This is a genomic window from Desertimonas flava (assembly GCF_003426815.1).
In the GTDB taxonomy this organism is placed as follows: domain Bacteria; phylum Actinomycetota; class Acidimicrobiia; order Acidimicrobiales; family Ilumatobacteraceae; genus Desertimonas; species Desertimonas flava.
The window spans coordinates 97,738-118,328 of sequence record NZ_QKYK01000016.1 but is presented as its reverse complement, the minus strand read 5'-3'; the positions used below and the strand labels follow the sequence as shown (position 1 = coordinate 118,328).

Sequence of the window (20,591 nt, the reverse complement as noted above, 5' to 3'; positions counted from 1 at the left end):
GGGGGTTGCCGGGCCGGTGGGTGCCGGGCCGGGGGCTGCCGGGCCGGGGGCTGCCGGGCCGGGGGCTGCCGGGCCGAGGGGTGCCGGGGCGGGGGCGATGGCGGTGGCGGTCATGATGCGCTCCTGAGGGCCGACATTCCGAGTTTGAAACGGGCTGCCTTGACCTGCTCGACCGCGGCCGGTGACTCGAGCAGGTAGCAGTCGTCGAGGATCCGGCGGGTGAAGTACGCCGCTTCGGGCGCCACCGACCGGGTTGCGTCGAGCGCGTGACCGATCACGGTGTCGACGGTGTCGGCGACGAGGTCGACGAGTCCGACCTCGTTTGCCCGCGCTGCGGGCAGCGTCGCACCGAGCATGAGCATCGTGCGGGCGGTGCCGAGACCGACGAACTTCGCCAGCCAGTAGGCGCTCGTTCCGGGGAAGCCCCCGTCGGCGAGGCTGCTCACGACGAGCTGCGCGCCGGGCGTCGCCAGCCGCAGGTCGGTGACGAAGCCGAAGTGGACGGCGGCCGGGCCGACCGTGCCGCTGTAGAGGGTGAACGTCTTGGCCTCGAGCCGGGAGACCCGTGACAGGAGCTCGTCCCAGCGGGCGAAGAACCGGATGTCGTCGCGCCCGGCAGCAAGGGTCCACGACGGGAAGTCACCCGTCGCCGCGTCCCGGTCGTTGCGGAACTCGACGACGAGGTTGTCGATCCCGCCGGCCTCGACATCGTCGAGGACCGAGGCGAGGGCGTTGACGACGTCGAGGTCGATGACCGTCTCGGCGATCAGCACTCGCAGCACCCGCTCGTCGCGGGAGGTGTCGATGGTGGTCACCACGGCTCGACCTCCCCGAACTTGAGCAGGGCGGTCTCGATCTGTGTACCGGGGCCCATGGTGATCATGACTCCCCGGTCGCCCGTCTCGACGCTGCCCTCGGCGAGGAGGCGCTCGAGGCTGACCAGGAAGCTGCCGCTCGAGATGTTCCCGTACTCACGCAGCACGGACCGCGTGTGGCGCACGTCGTGTTCGTCGAGGCCGAGGCTGAGCTTGACGGACTCGATCACGGCACCACCGCCGGTGTGGATGACCCAGTGCTTGATCGCCGACAGATCGAGGCCGTTGCGCACGAGGAGCCGCTCGAGGGGCTCGCGGATGTTGAAACCCACGACGTAGGGGATGTCGCGGTCGAGGAAGAAGCTCCACCCGTTGGCGGCCTCGTCCCAGTCGAACCGCATCGCCGCCCACTGGTCGGGGATGCAGAAGCTCTCGAAGTCGACGACAGCCGGCGTCGAGCGGGACGGGCGCACGCCGCCGGCGTACACGGAGCGGCTGTTCAGCACGACCGCCGCGGCACCGTCGCCGAAGAGGCTGTTGACGATGCCCGTGCGGACCGTGTCGTCGACGACGTAGTTCGCCGAGTTGATCTCGCAGCACACCATGAGGCCGACGTGACCAGGGTGGTTGCGGACCCACTGGACCACGGGGTTCATACCGTTGAGCCCGGCGTTGCAGCCCATCCCGACGATGTCGGCGCGCTGGACCCCCGGATGGAAGCCGAGCTCGCGGACGAAGAGGGCGCTGAGGCCGGGGACCATGAAGCCGCTCGAGGTGACGCACATCAGGTAGTCGACGTCGGCGACAGTGAGGCCGGCCGCGTCGAGTGCGTTGTGGATGGCGCGTGCTCCGATGTCGAGCGCACCGTCGTGGAACTTGCGATGCAGGTCGGGTTGGGACTCCTTGCGGGCGCGCCCGGTGAGCGGGTCGCGCTCTGGGAGGTAGAGGTGCCGCTTCTGGATGTGCGGTGCTCGGAGGAGCTTCTTCACGACCCGGTTCTCGAGGCCGAGGAGCTCCCCGACCTCCTCCTGCGTGTAGGACGTCTCCGGGAAGGCGCTTCCGACGGACGCGATCGACACCGTCCGCTGCCGGTGCGGCGGGCGAGGCGTGCGCTGCAGTCCGGTCGAGTGGCTGGCGCGGCGAGCTTGAATCGTTGTGTTCACGTTGAGTTCTCCTGATCGAGTGCGAGGCCCGACCTCGCTCGTCCCACCGCTGCACACGATCCGCCGCCTCGCTTGACGCCGACTTGTGGGGAACTTGCAAGGCGACTGCGAGCGTCGTACTCGATTTCGGTGTCGCTCCGAGTGGGGGACAGCTACGTTCGCGTGGTGCCGTCGCCCGGTTGCCGGCACGGGGTCGTCGCACCGGGCAGAACCCGATGACATGACGTACACCTACGACGACATCCGGCTCACGTTCACGGCGGAGCCTGGCGGCGACAGCGTGCAGGTGACGGCCATCGACCTGGCGACCGGCAGGCACGCGACCGGGCAGTTCGTCCAGCCGCTGGCTCCGGACGAGCTCGCCCTCGATGGCGTCCGGGCCGGCGGGTCGCGCAACGCCGGGCCGCCCCCAGGGGCCCACCACGAGCCGCAGCGGGCCGAGGACATCGGCCGGCGTCTCGCTGACGCCTTGTTCACCGGCGACGTGGGCGCCCTCTTCGATCGGGCCCTCGATCGGGTCGAAGAGCATCGCGACCGCGGGCTGCGCCTGAGCCTGTCACTGGGCCGGGCACCCGCTCTGCTCGACATGCCGTGGGAATTCCTCTACGTACGCCCGCTCTTCCTGGCCAGCCAGCGGCGCACCCCGGTGGTCCGCGTGATCGAGAACGACCGTCCGGTCGAGCCGGTGACGGTCGACGGTGCGCTGAGGGTGCTCGGTGTCGTCTCCAGCCCGGCCGGTCTCGCCCCGCTCGACGTCGCGGCGGAACGCGCCGATGTCGAGACGGCGACGGCGACGATGCGCGAGAGCGGCCGGCTGCAACTCGACTGGCTCGACGCGGCGACGCCTGCGCAGCTGCGCCGGGCGCTCGGTGCCGGGGTCGTCCACGTGCTCCACTTCGTCGGCCACAGCGACCTCACCGCCGGTGGTGGTGTGATCTACCTGACCGACGATGACGGCGGCGCCGTGGCCGTCGACGAGGTCCTGCTCGCCAACATCGTCGCCGACGCGTCTCCGAGCCTCGGCCTGGTCGTGTTGAACTCGTGCAAGAGCGGACGGTCCACACCAGAGGATCCCCAGGCCGGCGTGGCGGCCACACTGATGTCGCTCGGGCTCCCGGCGGTGGTCGGGATGCAGCGCGCCATCTCCGACCGGGCGGCGATCACGTTCGCCGGTGAGCTCTACGCCGGGCTCATCGACCGCCGAGAACCGATCGACGTTTCGGTCAGCGAGGCCCGCAAGGCGATCTACGCCGACGGATCCTCCGACGAGTGGGCGACCCCGGTCCTGTTCGTCCGCGACCCGGCGGTGCCCTTGTTCTCGTTCGCGGCAGCTGACGATCCGCCCCAACCGACGACCACGGCGCCCGTCATCACCGTGACCGGGTCGGGTCCCGTCGCCATCGGGGGAAACGTGACGATCACCGGCGGAACCGTCGCCGGCCGCGACGTCGTCGACCCCGACACCCGCCGGCGCTGACTCGCGCTAATTCGCCTGACGCACGACCAGGCGAGGGTTACCGTTCGCCGCGACGGACGTTGCACACGCGGTGGTGGGCGACGAGGAGGTTCGGGTGGACGCACGAACTGGACCGGTCGGCATCTCAGTGGCCGTGCTGGCGTCGCTCGGTCTCGCCCTGGCGGGAAATGTCGGCGCGTCGGCACCATCGGAGACCGTCCCGGCCGAGGTGATCGCCGAAGGGACCGTGTACTTCCCGGAGGGAACGTTCCACTGGCGAGCGTTCGAGGAGACGCTGGAGGCTGGGGAGTCCGAACAATCGCCGGAACCGTTCTCGATCGTGGCGGTGACCGACGGCGCCATCGGTGTCGGTGACGCATCGTTCCCGCTGCCGGCCGGCACCGCGACGATGATCGAGGTCGAGCCACGACCGATCCTGTCGTCGGCTGATGGCGCGACGTACTGGGTGCTGCAGATCTACAACGAGGCCAACAGCGAGCCGGAGTTCGCGACCGGATCCGCGTTCGACGTGGAGGGCGTGCCCCACGACGCGCAGCTGCAGCAGGCCCTCCTCGATGAGGGGCAGGCGACCGTGATCGACAGCGGCGATCTGCCGGCCCTGGTGTTCGTCGTCGGTGGCACGGCCGAGGTGACCACCGAGAACGCCGCGGAGCCCGCCGTCGTCGGAGCCGGAGAGTCGGACACCTTCGAGGGCGAGGTCACGATCACGGCGGTCGACGGCGGCGCGACCGTCGTCGCCGCCGTGCTCACGTCGACCGCCGCGCCCGAGGCCGACCCCGGCCCGGCGAGCGGACCTGCGCCCACCGCATCCGGCCCGCGACCCGAGTACCTCGAGGTGACGATGAGCATCCAGGTGCAGTCGGCGGCAGCTCCCGGCGAGACGGTCACGGCCACCGTCGTCATCGAACCGCCCGGATACCCCGACGTGCAGAGCGAGGTCCATCTCCTCGCCGAGCCCTCGGACTTCCAGACCGGCGCCAACGACTGCTACTTCGACGACTACCAGGTCGTCGACGTCGATCCGGAGGAGCGAACCACCGTGGACTTCGTGGTCATGATGGGCACGCGTCCCGGCGGCTGCTCGATCAGCGCCAGTTCCGGCTCCCAGTTCGTGTTCGGTTCGGCCACCGAGGTCGAGGTGACGGTCGGTGGTCCCTCCGGTGCCTCCGGTGCGGCGAACCCGGGGTGAGTGATGACGACGCCCGACGACACGACCCCCGTGCCGTCGTCCTTGTCCGTCTCGGAATCGGGCCCGGTGGCGGTGGGAGGCGACGTCTCCATCACCGGTGCGGTCGCGGCCGGTCGCGACGTCGTGATCGAGCGGCTCAGCGTGATCGCCGACGACTGGGCGCCGTCCGGCGACGCCGCCACACGACCCGGAGCCTCGACCGATGTCTGTCCGTACCCGGGGATCCAGCCCTTCGCCGACGATCAGCGGCCCTGGTTCGCCGGCCGTGACCGCGACCGCAGCGTCCTCGCGGCGCATCTCGAGCGTTCCTCGTTCGTCGCCGTGATCGGCGGGTCGGGGAGTGGCAAGTCATCGCTCCTCGCCGCCGGCGTCGGACCCGACTTCGTGGAGGCCAGGCAGGCGTTCGGGGAGGTATGGACCATCCGCTCGCTCCGGCCCGGCGCCGATCCGGCCAAGCTGTTGGCCGGCATGCTCGGCCAGCCGGCGGAGCCCCGCACGTTGTGGCTGATCGACCAGCTCGAAGAGGCATTCGCCTCAGGCGTCACGGCGGCATCCCGGACGACGTTCTTCGACGGCATCTGCGCCATCGCCGACGGCGTCCACGGGACCGCCAAGGTGATCGTTGCGCTCCGATCCGACTTCTACCCCTCGCTCGACGCCCACCGCGGCCTCGCCGATGCCGTCGCGGCACACCAGCATCGCCTGCTCCCGCTGGACCGGGACTCGCTGCGCGAGGTGATCCTCCGGCCCGCCGAGTCGGTGGGGCTCCGGGTCGAGCCGGCACTCGTGGAACAGGTGCTTTCCGATATCGACCCCGGCGCCAACCAGCTCCCGCTTCTCGCGTACGCGATGCGCGAGACGTGGCGCAGGCGCCGTAACGGTTGGCTGACCGTCGCCGGGTACGTCGACGCCGGCGGAGTCGGCGAGGCGCTGGAGAACGGTGCGCGGGCGGTGTGGGAGGGCCTGCCGGAGAGCGAGCAGGAGACCGCTCGCCGGGTGTTCCTCCGGCTGACCTCGACGGGCGAGGGCCGCGCGGCAACCCGCCAACGGGCCCGCGTCGACACGCTCGTCACCGATCGCGATGATCTGGAGACGGTGCTGCACGTGCTCGAGCAGTTCACCCGGCAGCGCCTCCTGGTGCCCGATCGCGACGAGCAGGGGCGGCCGACGGTCGACATCGCCCACGAGGCGCTGCTCCGGGAGTGGAGCGTGCTCCGGTCATGGCTCGAGGAGGACCGCGCGACACGTCGGCTGCAGAGCCGGCTCAGCGCGGCGGCCAAGGAATGGGACGACGGCGGCCGCGAGGCCACGGGTCTGTTCGCCGGGCGGCGCCTGTTGGCGGTCCAGGAGGCGCGCCGGACCGGAGACATCACGATCAACGAGACAGAGCTCGCCTTCCTTCACGCCGCCGAGCATCGCGAGCGGCGCGAGCGACGCCGCTCGGTGTTGTTGACGGTGCTCCCGTTGGTACTCGTCGCCGCTTCGACCATCCTTGCGCTCGTCCTCCGCAGCCAGGGCCGCCTCGCCGCCGAGAAGGAGCGGACCGATGCCGTCTCGCTGGCCCAACGAGCCGGAGGCCTGATCGACCATCGCCGGGACGAGGGAGCACTGCTGGCGGTCGCGGCCTTGAACATCGACCGCAACCCGACCACGCTCGGCACGGTCATCGACGCGGTCAGCACGGCTGACGGCCCGCTGGGTTACCCCGGGACGGTGATCGGCCGGGTGAACGCGTTGGCGTCCGCGTTCACGTCCGACGGCTCCGCCGTGATCGGCCTGGGCGACGGGACGATCCGCGTCGTCGAGCCGGTGACCGGTGAGGAACGCGCCACCTTCGACGCACGACTGCGCGCCGTGTCCGATGTCGCGGTCGCGGCCGACGGCACGATCGTGGCCGGCGGCATCGACGGTGACGTCGCCGTGCTCCTCGGGGGACGCAGCCCGGTGAGGTCGCTTCCCGGCGTGGGCGCCGAGGTCGTCGCCGTCCGGTTCGATCCGACGTCGGGCATCGTCGTCGCGGCGACGGGGCTGGGCGAGGTGTACCGCTGGCAGCTCGATGGTCCCGACTTCGACTCGCTCCCACCGATCTCGCTCAACGGCCAGCTGCTGGCGCTGGAGGTGGTCGTGCCCCCGGAGGGTCGGGCGACGGGTGTCGCCGCCCTACGGGCCGGGGCGTCGACCTTCCTGCAGCCGTTCGACCTGGCGACCGGAGAGCTGCCGGAACCGATCGCCGACGGTCTCGACTCGACGTTCGGCGTGTCTCTGGCACCGTTCGGGGCGCAGCTGCTCGTGAGGTCGAGCAACCGGGTCGACGCGTGGGACCTCACCGACTGGACTCCTGCACCGGGCTCCGACGACTTCGCCCGCCTGACGGCGTTCACGGCCGCCGTCGCCCGCACCCCCGGCGGCCGGGCGATCGCCTTCACCGGGAGTGCGTCCGGCGAGCTCCAAGCCTGGACCCTCGACCCCCGACCGATTCCGGTGGGCGACGAACGCGCCGGTTTCGGGGCCGCCATCGATGCGATCGCGACCGACGGGTCGACCGTCCTCGTGCTCGACGACCGGCGACGGCTGGTCGCCTGGGACGTCGCCTCGCTCCGCAGCCCGGCGGTCACGCCCCTGGCGCCGCGACCGGATGGCAACCTCGCCGTGGCAGTCTCGCCGGGAGGGACCGTCGCCAGCGGCGGTCCGAGCGGGACGATCACCGTCACCGGCCTGACCGGTGGCGTGTCGCGCTCGCTGCCCGCTCCGGACGGTGCTGTCGTCGGCCTCGCCTGGGTGAACGACACCACGTTGGTGGCGGCGACGGACCGCGGCGCAGTGCGTGAGTTCGACCTGACCGGACAGCAGCCACGAGAGCTGGCCGCCGAAGGTCCCCAGATCGTCGGGATCGGCGCGAGCACCGACGGAGAGACCGTGGCATGGGCGACGTCCGCTGGTGAGATCACGATCCGGGAGGACGGCGAGGAGCGCACCATCGGCCCGCCGTCGCAACTCGAGGACCCGGTCGTGTCGTTCGCCCTCTCGGGCGACGGTCGGGCGGTCGCCATCGGCACCGCCGGTCGCAAGCCGGTGGCCATGGTGCTCGACGCCCGATCGTCGGACGAGCCTCGGCTGATCCTGAGCGGGCACCGGCTGAAGGTCACGAGCATCGCCTTCTCACCCGACGGAGACATCATCGCCACGGGGAGTGACGACACCACCATCCGGCTCTGGGAGCGTTCCTCGGGGGATGAGATCGACACACTCGAGGGTCACACCGACCTCGTGCAGGCGCTGGCGTTCAGTGGCGACGGCAAGCAGCTCGTCTCCGGCGGCGAGGACTTCACGGTGCGGGTCTGGGACGTCGATGACGGAGTGTCGCTCGGCAACCCGTGGCGCTGGGCGGATTCGACGATCACGTCGATCGCCGTCACCGCAGACGGGAGGTCGCTGGTAGCCGCGAACGGCGAGTTCGTGGTGCGGTGGGCCTTCGGTGAGCGTGGCTGGATCGACGCCGCATGCCGGCTCGCCGGGCGGGAGCTGACCGACAGCGAATGGGACGAGCTGGCTCCGAACTACGAGCGGATCGAGGTCTGCGACGAATCGCTGAACGGTGACGACGATCAACAGGAGGGCACGACATGACCGACCAGATCACGACCAGCCGAGCCGACGAGGACGACACCTGGGTCGAGCTTCCCGGCAGCGAGGACTTCGAGCACGACGGCGAGCCCGTCGGCAGCGACGACGACCTCGACGAGCTCGGCTACGACCCGGGCGACGATCCGGCGTCTCAGCCGCCACCTGTCCCGCCGCCTCCGGCCCCGGACGGCGGCGGTCGCGGTGACAACCTGAAGTTCCCGGTGTCGAAGGCGGCGATCCCGTCGTGGGTCCAGCAACACGGGAACGGCGAGATCCCACTCGACGCGATGATCAAGGTGGCCCCGATCAGCTCCGGCTACCTCGTGCCGGAGGCGGCCGCGGCGTGGCGCAACCTGCAGAACGCGGCGTCGGCGGCCGGCTTCACCTTGACGATGACCGGCGCCTACCGGACGTACGATCAGCAGAAGTCGCTCTTCGCCGACCGCTACACCACCTCCGACACCGGCCGTAAGTCGAAGGTGTGGAACGGCACCACGTACTGGTTGAAGGCGGGCATGGCGATGGCGGCTGTACCGGGAACGAGCAACCACGGATGGGGGTGTGCGGTGGACGCCGCACTCGGCGGGTACGGCAACGCTGCCGAACCCGTGCGTGAGCCGTTCCTGTCGTGGGCGCTCACCGAGGCGCGACGCCACGGCTGGTCGTGGGAGGTACAGAGCGAACCGTGGCATCTCCGGCTCGTCTCGTTCGAGAGTGCCGCCGCGCCGGAGCCGGCGGTGACATCGGAGTCCGCCGAGCCGGCGACGACGCCGCAGCAGCCGCCGGTCCCGCCGCCGCCGACGCTGAAGCGGGGCGACAAGGGCGGTCAGGTGGCCGCCCTGCAGGGCATCTGCACGCTCTTCCGGTGGGGCGACTGCGGGCGCAGCGACGGCACGTTCGGGCCGCGAACCGAAGACGCCGTCAAGGCGATGCAGGGCGCCCTCGGCGTGGACGCCGACGGCCGCTACGGACCGAAGTCGTCTGCGGCACTCGGCGCGTTCATGACGGCGATGGCTACGTCCCGCTGACCGTCACCGACCGAGCGGGATCGTCGTCTCGTCAGCGACCACGAACAGGTCGGTCACCGGCGCGAGCGCTGCCACCGACGCGTCGCGCAGCCCGAACCGGTACACCCCCGCGGGCAGCGGAGCGAGGACGCCGGCGAAGCGTCCCTCCGCGTCCGCCCGGACCGTCGTCGACCGCACCACCACGTCGGTGTCGGCGTCGGTCACCTCGACCGCCACGGCGTCGCTGCCCCCGAGGGTGGCGGCTGCGAACCGCAGCTCCGCGCCCGGCGACACCGCATCCGGGAGCTCCAGTTCGAACCCGGAGAACAGGTCACCGCGCGCGAAGGCCGGCGGCTGGAACGTGAGGATGCCGGTCACCTGGGACAGGACGCTGTCGATGTTCTGCAGCGAACCGTGCTTGTCGGTGACGTACGTGCCGACGGGTTGCCGGGCCAGCTCGAGCGGAGTTGCCGAGACCCTGGGCACCGTGCCGTCGCCACCCTCTGCCCCCGATGCGCTCACCGGGCTCAGCCTGTCGCCGGTGAGGGTGGCCGACGACGACGTCGGCTGGAAGATGCCGACGATCGGGTGCACGGCATACCCCGGCCGATCCCGACCGTCGTCGACGCCGTCGGCGATGGCGTCGTGGAAGTCGACGCGGGCGGCGCGGAGGCGCTGGGGATCGATGCTCGCGGGCAGCGCGGCGACCTCGTCCGGTCGGACGAGGTTGCCGTCGCCCACGTCGACACACGGGAACACGGGACAGAGTTGATACACCGAGGTCATCGACCCGAGCAGCCGCGTCAGGTCGAGCTTGAACGGCCCGACGCCCTTGCGGAACCCGTTGGCGAGGAAGTCGAGGGCGTTGACGGCGCCGCTGTAGGGCGTCCCGAACGTGATGAGCGATCGGGTCATCTCGCGCCCGCCGTACAGCTCGAGGAACGCCCGGGCGACGAGGCCGCCCATCGAATGGGCGAGCAGGACCAGCTTGGCGTCGGCGTTGCCGCTCGACTCGCGCCAGTCGCGCAGCCACCGAGGCGCCTGCTCGGCGAGCTGTCTCGCGGCCACCCGGTTGTCCCGGCGCCAGTCGTAGGGGAAGTCGAACCAGTTGCGACCCGGCGTCAGGTCGAAGCGCTTCGTCAGGACGTCGCGGACCTTGGAGTAGCCGTCGATCTTCCAGAACCCGGGAAGCAGGTGGATGTCGGGCATCAGCCGCGGCGCCGTGACCCCGTCGCCGAGATCGTCGCGATCGATGTCGTCCGCCGAGCCGAGCTCGAGGTCCTTGACGCTGCCGCCCAGCGAGAGGACGGCCCGCAACAGCGCGCCCTTGCTCGGCGCCCACACGTCGCGCCCGTCCGCCTGGAGCACGCTGCCGAGAATCCCCGGGAGCAGGACCACCACGTCGCCGACCTCGATCCGTTGAGCCATGTCAGTTCCTTCCCGCGTCATCGCGCACGACGACGTCGTACGCGAAGGCCATGTCCTGCGCCTCGACGAGACCGGAGGCCGGCCGCCGACCGGCGGTGAGCCCCTCGGGCACCAGCAGCGTGGTGCGATACAGCCCGATCGAACGGTTGACGACCCGGCGCAGGGCCCGACCCACCATCTCGACGACCTGCCCGGCGGCCGCAGTGACGGGCAGCCGCTTCAGCACCGAGCCGGCGAGCTCGGCCAGGTTGGGCTGCTGCTGGTTCGCCCGGCTCACCCAGATCGCCATCTCGAGGAAGTCTCGAGCGGTCCCGACGAACAGGCCGAGCTCACCGATGGACAAGGCATCTCCGTCGCCGACACCGGGGAACGCCCACGTCTGGGTGCTCACCTCGCTGCCCCCACCGTCTGCGGCCCGTGTGACGAACACGGCGTCGAGCCGAGCGTCGGTCGAGAACAGGGAACGGTTCCGCCGCACCACCAACTCGAGGAGGCGCACGGCGACGTCGGCGCTCCCACCGCCGCGCGCCGTCCCCGACACGTCGCGGGACTCGTCGACCTGGAAGCCGGGGTCGAGGAGGAACTCGAACCGCTCGACGCGGTATCGCATGGGCGCTGTACCAGCCGACGGGCGCGGCCCGGCCGAACGCCGGACGCCTGATGACGCCTCGGCGAGCACCGTGCCGAGCGATCCGCCGGCGGCGTGGCCGTCGCCCCGGGCGGCGACGCCCGATGCCTCCAGGGCCCTCACGTCGAGCTCGCCGTCGGTGAACACGGCGACCAACGTCTCCGGCCGCGGCTCGTCCGCCGGGAGCCCTGGCGGCCACGACAGCCAGCCACCCTGTTCGCCGTACAGCGTGTAGGACTGCTTGGGCGTGAGTTGCAGCCCCGTCGGCGACGCCCCGGCCGAGAGCACGGCGACGTCACCGGTCTGGCCGATGTCCACGACGTTGACGAACACGGGCGGATCGTTCGGGCTGCCGAGGTGGTGCATGCGGAAGAACGCCGGGCCGACCGGCAGCGACACGCCGGGCTCGAGGGGCGGCCCGTCGGCCGTTGCGTGCACCGTGAACGCAACCGGCACCTCGAGCGCCTCGTCCCCCGATCCCGAGGTCAGCTCGCGCACGACAGCGACCTTGGCCAGCTGTTCGAGGTCGGCCGTCAGGCGCCGCAGCTGCGTGTCGTCGACCGGTCGCGGCGAGGCGTAGTAGGCCATGCCCTCGGGACCGAACAACAGCATGCCGTGGTCGGCGAGGACGACGCGGGCGAGCGGCTCCGCGGCCGCCTCGACGGCCTGCACGCGCGGCGACCCGTCGATCGCCGACGTCACCGCGTCGCGGCCGGGACCGGCTGCCGGCTCGACGATGACCGGGCGGCGACCCGATCGCGCCGTCGTCACCCAGGCCTCTGTCGCCGCGTCCAACCGGTCGACGCCCGCGCCGTCGGCGAGAGCCAGGAGGGCACGTCCGGCCTCGATCCGCTCGACGGTGGCCACGAGGGGACCGGCAGCGTCGGCGCTGCCCGGGCTCAGGCTGACGACGTCGCCGGGCCCGATGCCGAGAAGGGCGGCCGCAGGGAGCACGGCGGCGCCGTCGACGAGCTCGACCGGCCACCCGCGCGACGCATCGTGCTCACTCGAGGAGAAGAGCAGCCGCTGCGCCGGCCCCTCGGCCACCACGTGCTGCGACGGGGCCCTGGCGAGCACCAGCGCCCGGGCCCGGCGGGCGAGGTCGTCCCATGTCACCGGGACCGGCGAGCCGCCGTCGCGCGGCTGCGCCTCACGAAGCAGTCCGGCGACGGCCTCGGTGAGCAACCCGTGCACCGCGCCGAGCTCGGGACTGGCCATCTCGAACGCACTCTCGGTGGGCAGGCAGGCGACGAGCCTCACCGCCCGCTGGTTGCTCTCGGCATCCGCACGCTCCGGCCCGGCCGACCCGAGTACCGCACGGACGCGGTCTGCCGCGACCTGCGCTCGAGCCGTCGCGCCGGGTCGCAGCTCGTTCCACGGCCGCGACAAGAAGCGAGCCACCAGTGCTGGGTCGCGCGACATCAGCGCCGAGTGGCAGCAATCGAGGATCGTCGTCACGTTGCCGGTCTTCGTCGTCAGCTCCAGCTGCAGGGCCCGGAGCTCGTCGGCGAAGATGCCCCTGAAGTCGTCGGGGCCGGAGCGCTCGAAGTCGGTGGGCACGATGAACTGCCAGTAGGCGTCGGTCTGTTCGTTGATCGAGGCGACGTTGCGGATCCGGCCGCCGTGACCGGAGTAGTAGACGACGACGGAGTCCTCCGACGACGTCTCGTCGATCAGCCCCCGGTAGGCGTCGAGGATCCCATCGCGCGTGGCACCGGCTCCCGACAGCGCGGTGCACGTGAATCCCCAGCCGCCGAGCACGTCGCCCAACAGCGCGACGTCGGACTCACACCCCTGCAGGCCCGCCGTCTGGCTGGCGACCAAGAGCGCCCGCTTCGCCATCCTCGTCTCCCCGTCGGCCACCGGCAGCCGCAGTATGACAGCCGGCGATCATCGGATCCTGCGAAATATTGGCCCCTCGGGGCGGTCGTCTCGGCTGCTGGCGTTGGCGAGTTGCTGGTGGTGGAAGTGCTGACCAGGAGAGCCTGAGCGGTCCGTCTGGTCGGCACTTGGGAGCGTCGCGCGTCAGGGTTCGTCGTCGATGCCGTGGAGGCGGGCGTGGAGGGCGCGGATCTCGGCGGTGAACTCGGCGAACGGTCCGCGGGTGTCGATGCCGGGAGCGACCGTGCCGATCGGCAGGCAGGCGACCGGGCTCTCGGGAAGGCCCCAGTCCCGGAGCCAGCCGCTGAGCTGCTCGCTGCTCGCCGCGTGGACGATGCGACCGAGCCCGACCCACGCGTGGGCCGCGCTGCACATCGGACAGTGCTCGCCGGAGGTGTACACCACGCTGGTCCGTCGCTCATCGGGAGACAGGTTGGTCGCAGCCCATTTGGCGATCTCGAACTCCGGGTGGCGCGTCTCGTCTCCTCCACCGACACGGTTGCGGTCCTCGAACCGCACGGTGCCGGTCGCGTCGACGAGCACCGAGCCGAACGGCTCGTCGCCGTCGTCGAGCGCCTCGCGAGCGAGGTCGATACAGCGGCGCAGCAGGCGGCGCTCGTCGTCGGACGTGTCGGCGGGGGAGATGGGCTCTGGCATCGACGGCAACCGTACGCAGTGTGACGGGACTGTGACCGACATGACTTGTTCGCGACAATTTGCCGCGACGTCAACCAGATGGCTCCGACGGACGTCAAATGTGGCATGCACGTGCGCGCTACCACCGGTCATCGCAGGTCGTCGGCCTCCTTCTGCCGCGCCCACCGATCACCGGCGTCGGTACGGCGTCCGGCTGCGACCACCGTCGATCGGACCCCACCCGTGCGCTCGTGCCGGCCTGCCGCCCGTCTTCGTCGTCGTCGCCTGATCGGCGGCGTCGCCTCCTGGGCGTTGCTCACCGCCGGCACGATGTTGGTGCTGTCGACCATCACCAACTGACGCACACGCCCCGCTGCTGTTCATCCGCCGAGCACGGCCGCGCCGGCTGTGCCACCGTCGCGGGATGCCCGGCCCGCACCGGCTCCGAACGTTCTCCAACGTGGCCGCCGCGGTTACGACGGCTGCCGCCCTCGTCGCGTCGTCGAGCGCACGGGCCGACGACGCCGACCTGCGGCTGCGGCCCGACGAGGGGCAACCCGGCGACACGGTCACGGCTCGGGGGTCGGGCTTCGCCTGGGGCGAGGCCGGCGACCTGATCTGGCTCGACGACGACCACCCCGGCGGGCTCGAGCTCGTCGACTTCGTCGCCGACGACGAAGGGTCGTTCGAGGCCACGTTCACCGTCCCGGACGTGGCGCCGGGGGAGTACGTGATCGCCGCTGTCGGGGAGTCGTCCGAGGCGACCACCGACACGTTCGAGGTCGAGATCCCCGGCGAGGACGCCGACGGCGGGAGTGAGAACGTGCCCACCGATCCGCCGCCCGACCTGCCGGCGGTGCCACCACCGGGCGACGACCCGCTGGTCGCCCCGGCCCCCGATTCCTGTGGGACGCCCGGCCGGCGTGAGGTCACCGTCGCCAACTCCGACGAGCTGAGCTCGGCACTCGGCGCCGCGGCGCCCGGCGATCGCATCACGCTCGCCGACGGCATCTACCCAGGGAACTTCGTCGCCGCCGTGGACGGCACTGCGGACCAGCGCATCTCGCTGTGCGGGAGGAGGGGCGCGATCCTCGACGGAGGGGATTGGGAGGCGAGCGGCTATGGCCTTCACCTCCAAGGCGACCATTGGACCGTCTCGGGCATCACCGTCACCAACGCCCAGAAGGGCATCGTGGGCGATGGCGTCACCGGCGTGGTGCTGACCGGCCTCGACGTTCACGGCACCGGCCACGAGGCCATCCACTTCCGCACGCACAGCACCGACAACGTCGTGCAGTTCAGCGACGTCCACGACACCGGCCTCGACAACGAGAAGTTCGGAGAGGGCGTGTACCTCGGCAGCGCGGTGTCGAACTGGGAGCGCTACACCCACGGCAGGCCCGACCTGAGCAACGGCAACCGGGTTCTCCACAACCGCATCTGGGCGACGACCTCCGAGAGCGTCGACGTCAAGGAGGGCACCGAGGACGGCGTGGTCGCCGGCAACGTGTTCGACGGGAGCGGGCTCGTCGGCGCCGACTCATGGGTGGACGTCAAGGGCCGCGGCTACCTGATCATCGGCAACATCGGGACGGACAGCCCCCAGGACGGGTTCCAGACCCACGTGATCGACGACATGGAGTGGGGCACCGAGAACGACTTCGTGGCCAACACGGCGAACGTCGACGGGCCGGGCGTCGGCTTCTACATCCACGACGCCCAGAACACGAGGAACGTGGTGGCGTGCGACAACATCGTCACCGGCGCGGCAGGAGGTGTGAGCAACCTGCCCGGAGGGTGCAACGGCTGACGGTCAGCCGGCCGCCAGCTCGACGAGCAGCTCCCGGGTCCGCTCGCCGTCGCCTCCGGTGACGAACGGAGCGGCGACGAAGTCGCTGACCCCGGCCTCGGCGAGGGCGGCGATCTGCCCGCGGACCACGGCCTCGTCGCCGACGATGGCCACGTCAGCAGGGCCGGCGGCCCCCTCCAGGTCGAGCATCGCCCGGTACGACGGCAGCTGCCCGTACACGGCGAACACCTTCGCCGCCCGCTCACGGGCGGCCGCGACGTCGTCGGTGACGGCCACGGGCAGGATGCAGACGACCCGCGGCGCCGATCGGCCGGCGTCGGCGGCCGCCGCCGTCAGCTTCGGGACCACGTGGTTCACCACGGTGTCATGGCCGGTCATCCACAGGATCGTGCCGTCGGCGACGGCGCCGGCGAGGCGGAGCATCACCGGCGCGAGGGCGGCGAGCAGCACCGGTGTCGTGTGGGTACGCGGCGCCGTCATCGTGAGGTGGCCCGAGATCGTGTCGCCGGTGACGTCGACGCGCCCGTCCCGCAGCAGCGGGATCAGCACGTCGAGGTACTCGCGCATGTGCCGCGCCGGCTTGTCGAACGAGTAGCCGAACATGCCCTCGATCACGATCTGGTGGGACAGCCCGATCCCGAGCACGAGCCGCCCTCCGAGCGCCTCCTGCACGGTCGACGCCTGCTGGGCGAGCGCCGCAGGGTGACGCGGGTACGTGGGCACCACCGCCGTGCCCAGCTCGAGGCCGGAGCCGGCGCCGGCGACGGCGAGCGCGGTCAGTGCATCGACGCCGAAGATGTGCGCCAGCCACCCCGACGTGAACCCGTCGGCCTCCGCCTGGGCGATCTGGTCGCGAAGTGCGCCGAGCGGATCGTTCGCCGTCTCGCCGAGCGAGATCCCGATCTTCATCGCGGACATGGGTAGCTCCCTTCGTCGAGCGCCGTGCGCTCACGCTTTCATGAGAGCAGATCGACAACGACGGACCGCATTCGGGCGGCCACCGATGAAAGGAAGACATTGATGGGACGACTCTGCGAGGGGCGGATCTGCGCCATCACCGGCGCCGGGAACGGCCTCGGCCGGGCCTACGCCCTGATGCTGGCGGCACAGGGAGCGTCTGTGGTGGTCAACGACATCGGCGTGAACCGCGACGGCACCGGTGAGGTGTCCACCGGTCCGGCTCAGTTGGTGGTCGACGAGATCGCCGCCGCCGGCGGCACGGCGGTGGCCGACACCAACGACATCTCCACCACCGACGGCGCCAACGCCTTCGTTCGCAGGGCCATCGACGAGTTCGGCCGGCTCGACGTGCTGATCAACAACGCCGGCATCCTGCGCGACCGGACGCTGGTGAACATGACCGACTCCGAATGGGACGACGTGATCCGCGTGCACCTTCGCGGGACCTACGCGCCGTCGCACGCCGCCGCGCGGTACTGGAAGGAACAGCACGCCGCCGGGGCCGGCATCGACGCCCGGCTGATCAACACGACGTCGGTGTCAGGGATCTTCGGAAACTACGGGCAGGCGAACTACGGCGCCGCCAAGGCCGGCATCGCCGCCTTCACCGTGATCACGTCGATGGAGCTGGCGCGCTACGGCGTGACGGTCAACGCCATCTCGCCGGGAGCGCTCACCCGCCTCACCGAGGACCTGATGCCCGGCGATCTCACCGAGGAGGACAAGGCCCAGCGCTCTCCGGACTGGGTCGCGTCGATCGTGACGTGGCTGGCGTCGGAGGAGTCCAAGGACATCACCGGTCGGGTGATCCTGTCGTCGGGGTCCACGCTCGCCGTCGCCGAAGGGTGGGTGGCCGGCCCATCGTCGGAGCCCATCGCCGATCCGGAAGCGGTCGGACCGGTGCTCGCCGGGCTCGTCGCCGCGGCGCGCACGAACTCCGACATGTCGGGCGCTCCGAAGCCCGCCTGAGTCCCGACCGACGGCCCGGACGTGACGATCTGGCGCTACCAGGCCAGGTCGTCGCGCCGGCCCAACTCGAGCCGGGCCTCGGCCTCGGCGTGCTCGGCGCTGCCGGGCGCGGCGAGCTCGATGACCCGCTCGAGCACGGCGTCGTCGTGCGGATGGATCGACGCGTACTGCAGGAGCGCCGCGGCGCTGCCCGTGGCGAGGAGCGAGAGACGCAGGGTGGCGTCGACGACGTGCCGCTGGTCGATGACGAAGGGCGCCTCGCTGGTGCGAAGCACCGGACCGCGGTAGAGATGGGCGGCGGTGTCGACGTCGCCGCGGCGCAGCAGGTCCAGCACGTCGACCGCGTCGACCCGTGACAAGGTCGTGAGGCGGTACGGCTTCGAGGCGATCGCCCCGCCCAACAGGCGCCTGAGGTGGGACATCTCCGCCTTGATCGTCGTGTCGGTGACCGGCCGCGCGCCGTAGACGAGGTCGCGCAGCGTCGCGAGCGTGGTGGGTCCGTTGATGGCGAGGACACAGGCGATCTCGTACTGACGCGGTGACAGGTTGATCGAGCAGCCGTCGAGGCGGGCCTCGGGCTGCCCGAGCACGCGCAGCGTCAGCCCCGGCTCGATGACTGCGGGATTCAGCACGTCGGCGGGCAGATGCGCTTCGACGAGCTTGCCGAGCGATTCGACGGCGAGACGGGCGAGCGGGCTGTCGCGGTCCCACCGTCCGGACAGGTCGATGGCGCCGAGGAGCCGGCCATCGGGTGCCCGGATGGGAGCACACCAGCACACCCAATCCTGGACGAACTCGCTCCAGTGCTCGCTGGAGAACACCGTGGCCGGCTGGCCGATGTGGAGGGCCAGACCGACGGCATTGGTGCCGACCGATCGTTCGTCCCAGTGGCCGCCGGGCACGAACCCAACCCGGTCGGCGATGCGGCGCATCTGCCGGCTGGCCGACGTCCACAGCAGCCGGCCATCGGCGTCGGTGATCGCGGCCACGAGCCCGCTCTGCTCGGCGGCGTCGGCGAGCTGGACGTCCGGACGCACCTGGCTGCGACGGATCGGCGACTCGGCCCAGCGTTCCCGGGTGGCGGACTCGTCGTCGTCGACCGGTGCCGCCGAGCGGGCCGGATCGACGGTGGCCGCACTGCGCGATCGTGACGCTCGAATCGCCGGCTGCACCGGTGGCTGGCCCGGGGTGGCCTCGGCGTCAGGGTCGCGCGCGGCGTCGACTCGTCGCCGTCGGTTCCGCAGATCATCGCTGATCAATCGCCTTCCTCCCGCCGTCAACGCCGCCACGTCGCCCTGCGACAGCCGCCCGCCGTCGCCCGCCCACACTCTGCCAACCGGTTGGGCTACGGTCCCAACCTTTTGCCAACCGCCACAGTGCATCATGGCTGGTGCGGTCGCGCAAGAGGCGACCGTGCCGTGACCGGAGCGCACCCCGATCGCGGTGCCCACAACGTCCTGCTCGGTCTCGAGCATGGAACCCGTCGGGCCGGTCGGGGGAGCGGGCACGAGTCCGCCCTCGTTGGCCTGTTCCCGTGACGGTCTCGACAAGGGTGCCCGGCTCTCCGCCGCGTCGGGCGACCACCGAGACCCGAACGACCGGCCCGACGGCGTGGTGGTCGGCGGGTACCGTGGCCGCGACGCGGCACCGCCGGGGTGCCCGGGGAGCGACAGGGGGACAGTGATGACCGAGCAGAGGGCGGTCCGCCGGGTGGTGACCGGTCACAGCGCCGACGGCAAGGCGGTGTTCGTGAGCGACGAACGCGTGGCGCCCGTCGAGCCGATCATGACGCCCGGCAATTCCTTCCACCTGCTGTGGGGCGGCGATGCGCCACCGTCGTACCCCGACGACGGATCACGTCCCGCCACCACCGCGTACTTCCCGCCGATCGGTGGTTTCCGGTTCGGGATGTTTACGCTCCCGCCGAACGCGTCACGGTCCGGTCCGGTCGACGACGTCGACCCAGCGGTCGCCGCGGCCGAGTTCGAATCGTTGCTCCCTGGCCTGGCCTCGCACATGGAGGCCGACCACCCGGGGATGCACACGACCGCGTCGATCGACTTCGAGGTCGTTCTGTCGGGGACGCCCACCCTCGAGCTCGACGACGGTGCCGTCGTCACGCTGGGGCCGGGTGACACCGTCATCCAGAACGGCACCCGGCACCGGTGGGGCAACCCCGGGTCGGAGCCGGCGACGTTGGCCGTGGTGCTGATCGGCGCCCACCACCAGCGCGTCACGCCATGAAGGCCCCGAGGATCGTTCGCACCTGGGCCTCGGTCGCGTCAAAGGTGAGCCCGGCGTCGTGGAGGACCCCGCGGCCGTCCTCGTGCTCGAGCAGGGCGAGCAGCAGATGTTCGGTCCCGATGTAGTTGTGGCCGAGGCGCAGGGCCTGACGGAACGTCAGTTCCAGCGCCTTCTTGGCGTCGTTGTCGTAGGGCACCAGGCTCGGCGGCTCGGCTGCCGGTGACGGCAGGGCTGCCGTCGCGTGCCGGCGGACCGACTCGAGCGTCACGCCCTGGTCGACCATCGCCTTGGCCGCGATCGCCCCGGGCTCGTGGAGCAGGCCGAGCACGAGGTGGGCGACGCCGAGCTCCCCGCTGAGGGCGGCCTGGGCCTCGTTGTGGGCGGCGGCGACGACGTTGCGTGCGCGCGGCGTGAACCGAGTGAAGTCGGCCGCCGGCAGGTCGCCGGGGTCCTTGGGGAGGAACCGCTTGCGAGCGGCCTGTTTCGTGACCCCCATGCTGTGGCCGATGTCCGTCCACGACGCCCCCGAGCGGCGGGCTTGGTCGACGAAGTGCCCGATGAGGTGATCGGCCACCTCGCCGAGGTGGTCGGCGGCCAGGACGGCATCGGTGAGCTGGTCGAGCGGGTCGGTGTGAACTCGCTGGATGGCGTCGATCAGGTCGTCGAGGCGCACACGGATCGTGGTGCGGGGCGCGGCCAGGTCGGGATCGGGGATCGGTGAGTCCGTCATGCGACAACCTTAGGTTGTCGGATCGGCGTC

The 20,591-nt window shown here is 71.2% G+C and carries 15 protein-coding genes; 7 read left to right on the top strand and 8 right to left on the bottom strand.

What is annotated here, in order from left to right; all coding sequences use genetic code 11:
* Positions 1-110 precede the first annotated feature (110 nt).
* Positions 111-815: an enoyl-CoA hydratase-related protein gene (locus DN771_RS18020; RefSeq protein ID WP_162942089.1), complete on the bottom strand. Its 705-nt coding sequence runs from the start codon at positions 813-815 to the stop codon at positions 111-113.
* The gene (gene dpgA, locus DN771_RS18015; RefSeq protein ID WP_205528651.1) at positions 812-1,978 is read right to left on the bottom strand and encodes a 3,5-dihydroxyphenylacetyl-CoA synthase DpgA; all 1,167 of its coding nucleotides are present in this window, start codon (positions 1,976-1,978) and stop codon (positions 812-814) included. The genes DN771_RS18020 and dpgA overlap by 4 nt, the downstream gene beginning before the upstream one ends.
* Before the next feature lie 220 nt (positions 1,979-2,198).
* Here dpgA and DN771_RS18010 point away from each other — a divergent pair, with 220 nt between their 5' ends.
* The 4 genes from DN771_RS18010 to DN771_RS17995 all read left to right on the top strand — a co-directional run bounded on the left by DN771_RS18010 (position 2,199) and on the right by DN771_RS17995 (position 9,296).
* The gene (locus tag DN771_RS18010; protein ID WP_116998931.1) at positions 2,199-3,455 is read left to right on the top strand and encodes a CHAT domain-containing protein; all 1,257 of its coding nucleotides are present in this window, start codon (positions 2,199-2,201) and stop codon (positions 3,453-3,455) included.
* A 94-nt stretch (positions 3,456-3,549) separates the two neighbouring features.
* On the top strand, positions 3,550-4,644 hold the full coding sequence (locus DN771_RS18005) for a hypothetical protein (protein WP_162942088.1): 1,095 nt from the start codon (positions 3,550-3,552) through the stop codon (positions 4,642-4,644).
* Positions 4,645-4,647: 3 nt separating this feature from the next.
* Positions 4,648-8,271, top strand: a complete 3,624-nt coding sequence (locus DN771_RS18000; protein ID WP_162942087.1) for a WD40 repeat domain-containing protein — start codon at positions 4,648-4,650, stop codon at positions 8,269-8,271.
* Positions 8,268-9,296 carry a D-alanyl-D-alanine carboxypeptidase family protein gene (locus DN771_RS17995; RefSeq protein ID WP_116998928.1) on the top strand — a complete coding sequence of 343 codons (1,029 nt, stop codon included), beginning with the start codon at positions 8,268-8,270 and terminating at the stop codon, positions 9,294-9,296. The genes DN771_RS18000 and DN771_RS17995 overlap by 4 nt, the downstream gene beginning before the upstream one ends.
* Before the next feature lie 3 nt (positions 9,297-9,299).
* On the opposite strand, the gene DN771_RS17990 is transcribed toward DN771_RS17995, so the two are convergent.
* The 3 genes from DN771_RS17990 to DN771_RS17980 all read right to left on the bottom strand — a co-directional run bounded on the left by DN771_RS17990 (position 9,300) and on the right by DN771_RS17980 (position 13,869).
* Positions 9,300-10,703, bottom strand: a complete 1,404-nt coding sequence (locus DN771_RS17990) for a lipase family alpha/beta hydrolase (RefSeq protein ID WP_205528650.1) — start codon at positions 10,701-10,703, stop codon at positions 9,300-9,302.
* Between the two features lies 1 nt (position 10,704).
* Positions 10,705-13,173 (bottom strand): caspase family protein, encoded by a 2,469-nt coding sequence (locus DN771_RS17985; RefSeq protein ID WP_162942086.1) that lies wholly within the window; start codon positions 13,171-13,173, stop codon positions 10,705-10,707.
* A gap of 183 nt (positions 13,174-13,356) precedes the next feature.
* On the bottom strand, positions 13,357-13,869 hold the full coding sequence (locus DN771_RS17980) for a nucleoside deaminase (protein ID WP_116998926.1): 513 nt from the start codon (positions 13,867-13,869) through the stop codon (positions 13,357-13,359).
* Between the two features lie 403 nt (positions 13,870-14,272).
* Here DN771_RS17980 and DN771_RS17975 point away from each other — a divergent pair, with 403 nt between their 5' ends.
* Positions 14,273-15,658 carry a right-handed parallel beta-helix repeat-containing protein gene (locus DN771_RS17975; RefSeq protein WP_116998925.1) on the top strand — a complete coding sequence of 462 codons (1,386 nt, stop codon included), beginning with the start codon at positions 14,273-14,275 and terminating at the stop codon, positions 15,656-15,658.
* A gap of 3 nt (positions 15,659-15,661) precedes the next feature.
* Here the strand turns inward: DN771_RS17975 and DN771_RS17970 are convergent, their stop codons facing one another.
* Positions 15,662-16,567, bottom strand: a complete 906-nt coding sequence (locus DN771_RS17970) for a TIGR03564 family F420-dependent LLM class oxidoreductase (RefSeq protein WP_116998948.1) — start codon at positions 16,565-16,567, stop codon at positions 15,662-15,664.
* 111 nt (positions 16,568-16,678) lie between these two features.
* Between DN771_RS17970 and DN771_RS17965 the strand changes: the two genes are divergently transcribed.
* Complete coding sequence (locus DN771_RS17965) at positions 16,679-17,587, top strand: SDR family NAD(P)-dependent oxidoreductase (RefSeq protein ID WP_116998924.1); 909 nt, start codon at positions 16,679-16,681, stop codon at positions 17,585-17,587.
* Positions 17,588-17,622: 35 nt separating this feature from the next.
* On the opposite strand, the gene DN771_RS17960 is transcribed toward DN771_RS17965, so the two are convergent.
* Positions 17,623-18,846: a sigma-54-dependent transcriptional regulator family protein gene (locus DN771_RS17960; protein ID WP_116998923.1), complete on the bottom strand. Its 1,224-nt coding sequence runs from the start codon at positions 18,844-18,846 to the stop codon at positions 17,623-17,625.
* Positions 18,847-19,270: 424 nt separating this feature from the next.
* Between DN771_RS17960 and DN771_RS17955 the strand changes: the two genes are divergently transcribed.
* Positions 19,271-19,831 (top strand): cupin domain-containing protein, encoded by a 561-nt coding sequence (locus DN771_RS17955; RefSeq protein WP_116998947.1) that lies wholly within the window; start codon positions 19,271-19,273, stop codon positions 19,829-19,831.
* Here DN771_RS17955 and DN771_RS17950 read toward each other — a convergent pair.
* On the bottom strand, positions 19,821-20,561 hold the full coding sequence (locus DN771_RS17950) for a Clp protease N-terminal domain-containing protein (protein ID WP_116998922.1): 741 nt from the start codon (positions 20,559-20,561) through the stop codon (positions 19,821-19,823). The genes DN771_RS17955 and DN771_RS17950 overlap by 11 nt on opposite strands.
* Positions 20,562-20,591 lie beyond the last annotated feature (30 nt).

Bases quoted from the DNA above. Each gene is read 5' to 3' on its own strand.
- DN771_RS17955 (WP_116998947.1), top strand. From the start codon at position 19,271: ATGACCGAGCAGAGGGCGGTCCGCCGGGTGGTGACCGGTCACAGCGCC.
- DN771_RS17970 (WP_116998948.1), bottom strand. From the start codon at position 16,567: ATGAAGATCGGGATCTCGCTCGGCGAGACGGCGAACGATCCGCTCGGC.
- DN771_RS17950 (WP_116998922.1), bottom strand. From the start codon at position 20,561: ATGACGGACTCACCGATCCCCGATCCCGACCTGGCCGCGCCCCGCACC.
- DN771_RS17995 (WP_116998928.1), top strand. From the start codon at position 8,268: ATGACCGACCAGATCACGACCAGCCGAGCCGACGAGGACGACACCTGG.
- DN771_RS17985 (WP_162942086.1), bottom strand. From the start codon at position 13,173: ATGGCGAAGCGGGCGCTCTTGGTCGCCAGCCAGACGGCGGGCCTGCAG.
- DN771_RS17975 (WP_116998925.1), top strand. From the start codon at position 14,273: ATGCCCGGCCCGCACCGGCTCCGAACGTTCTCCAACGTGGCCGCCGCG.
- DN771_RS17980 (WP_116998926.1), bottom strand. From the start codon at position 13,869: ATGCCAGAGCCCATCTCCCCCGCCGACACGTCCGACGACGAGCGCCGC.
- DN771_RS18010 (WP_116998931.1), top strand. From the start codon at position 2,199: ATGACGTACACCTACGACGACATCCGGCTCACGTTCACGGCGGAGCCT.
- DN771_RS17965 (WP_116998924.1), top strand. From the start codon at position 16,679: ATGGGACGACTCTGCGAGGGGCGGATCTGCGCCATCACCGGCGCCGGG.
- DN771_RS17990 (WP_205528650.1), bottom strand. From the start codon at position 10,703: ATGGCTCAACGGATCGAGGTCGGCGACGTGGTGGTCCTGCTCCCGGGG.
- DN771_RS18000 (WP_162942087.1), top strand. From the start codon at position 4,648: ATGACGACGCCCGACGACACGACCCCCGTGCCGTCGTCCTTGTCCGTC.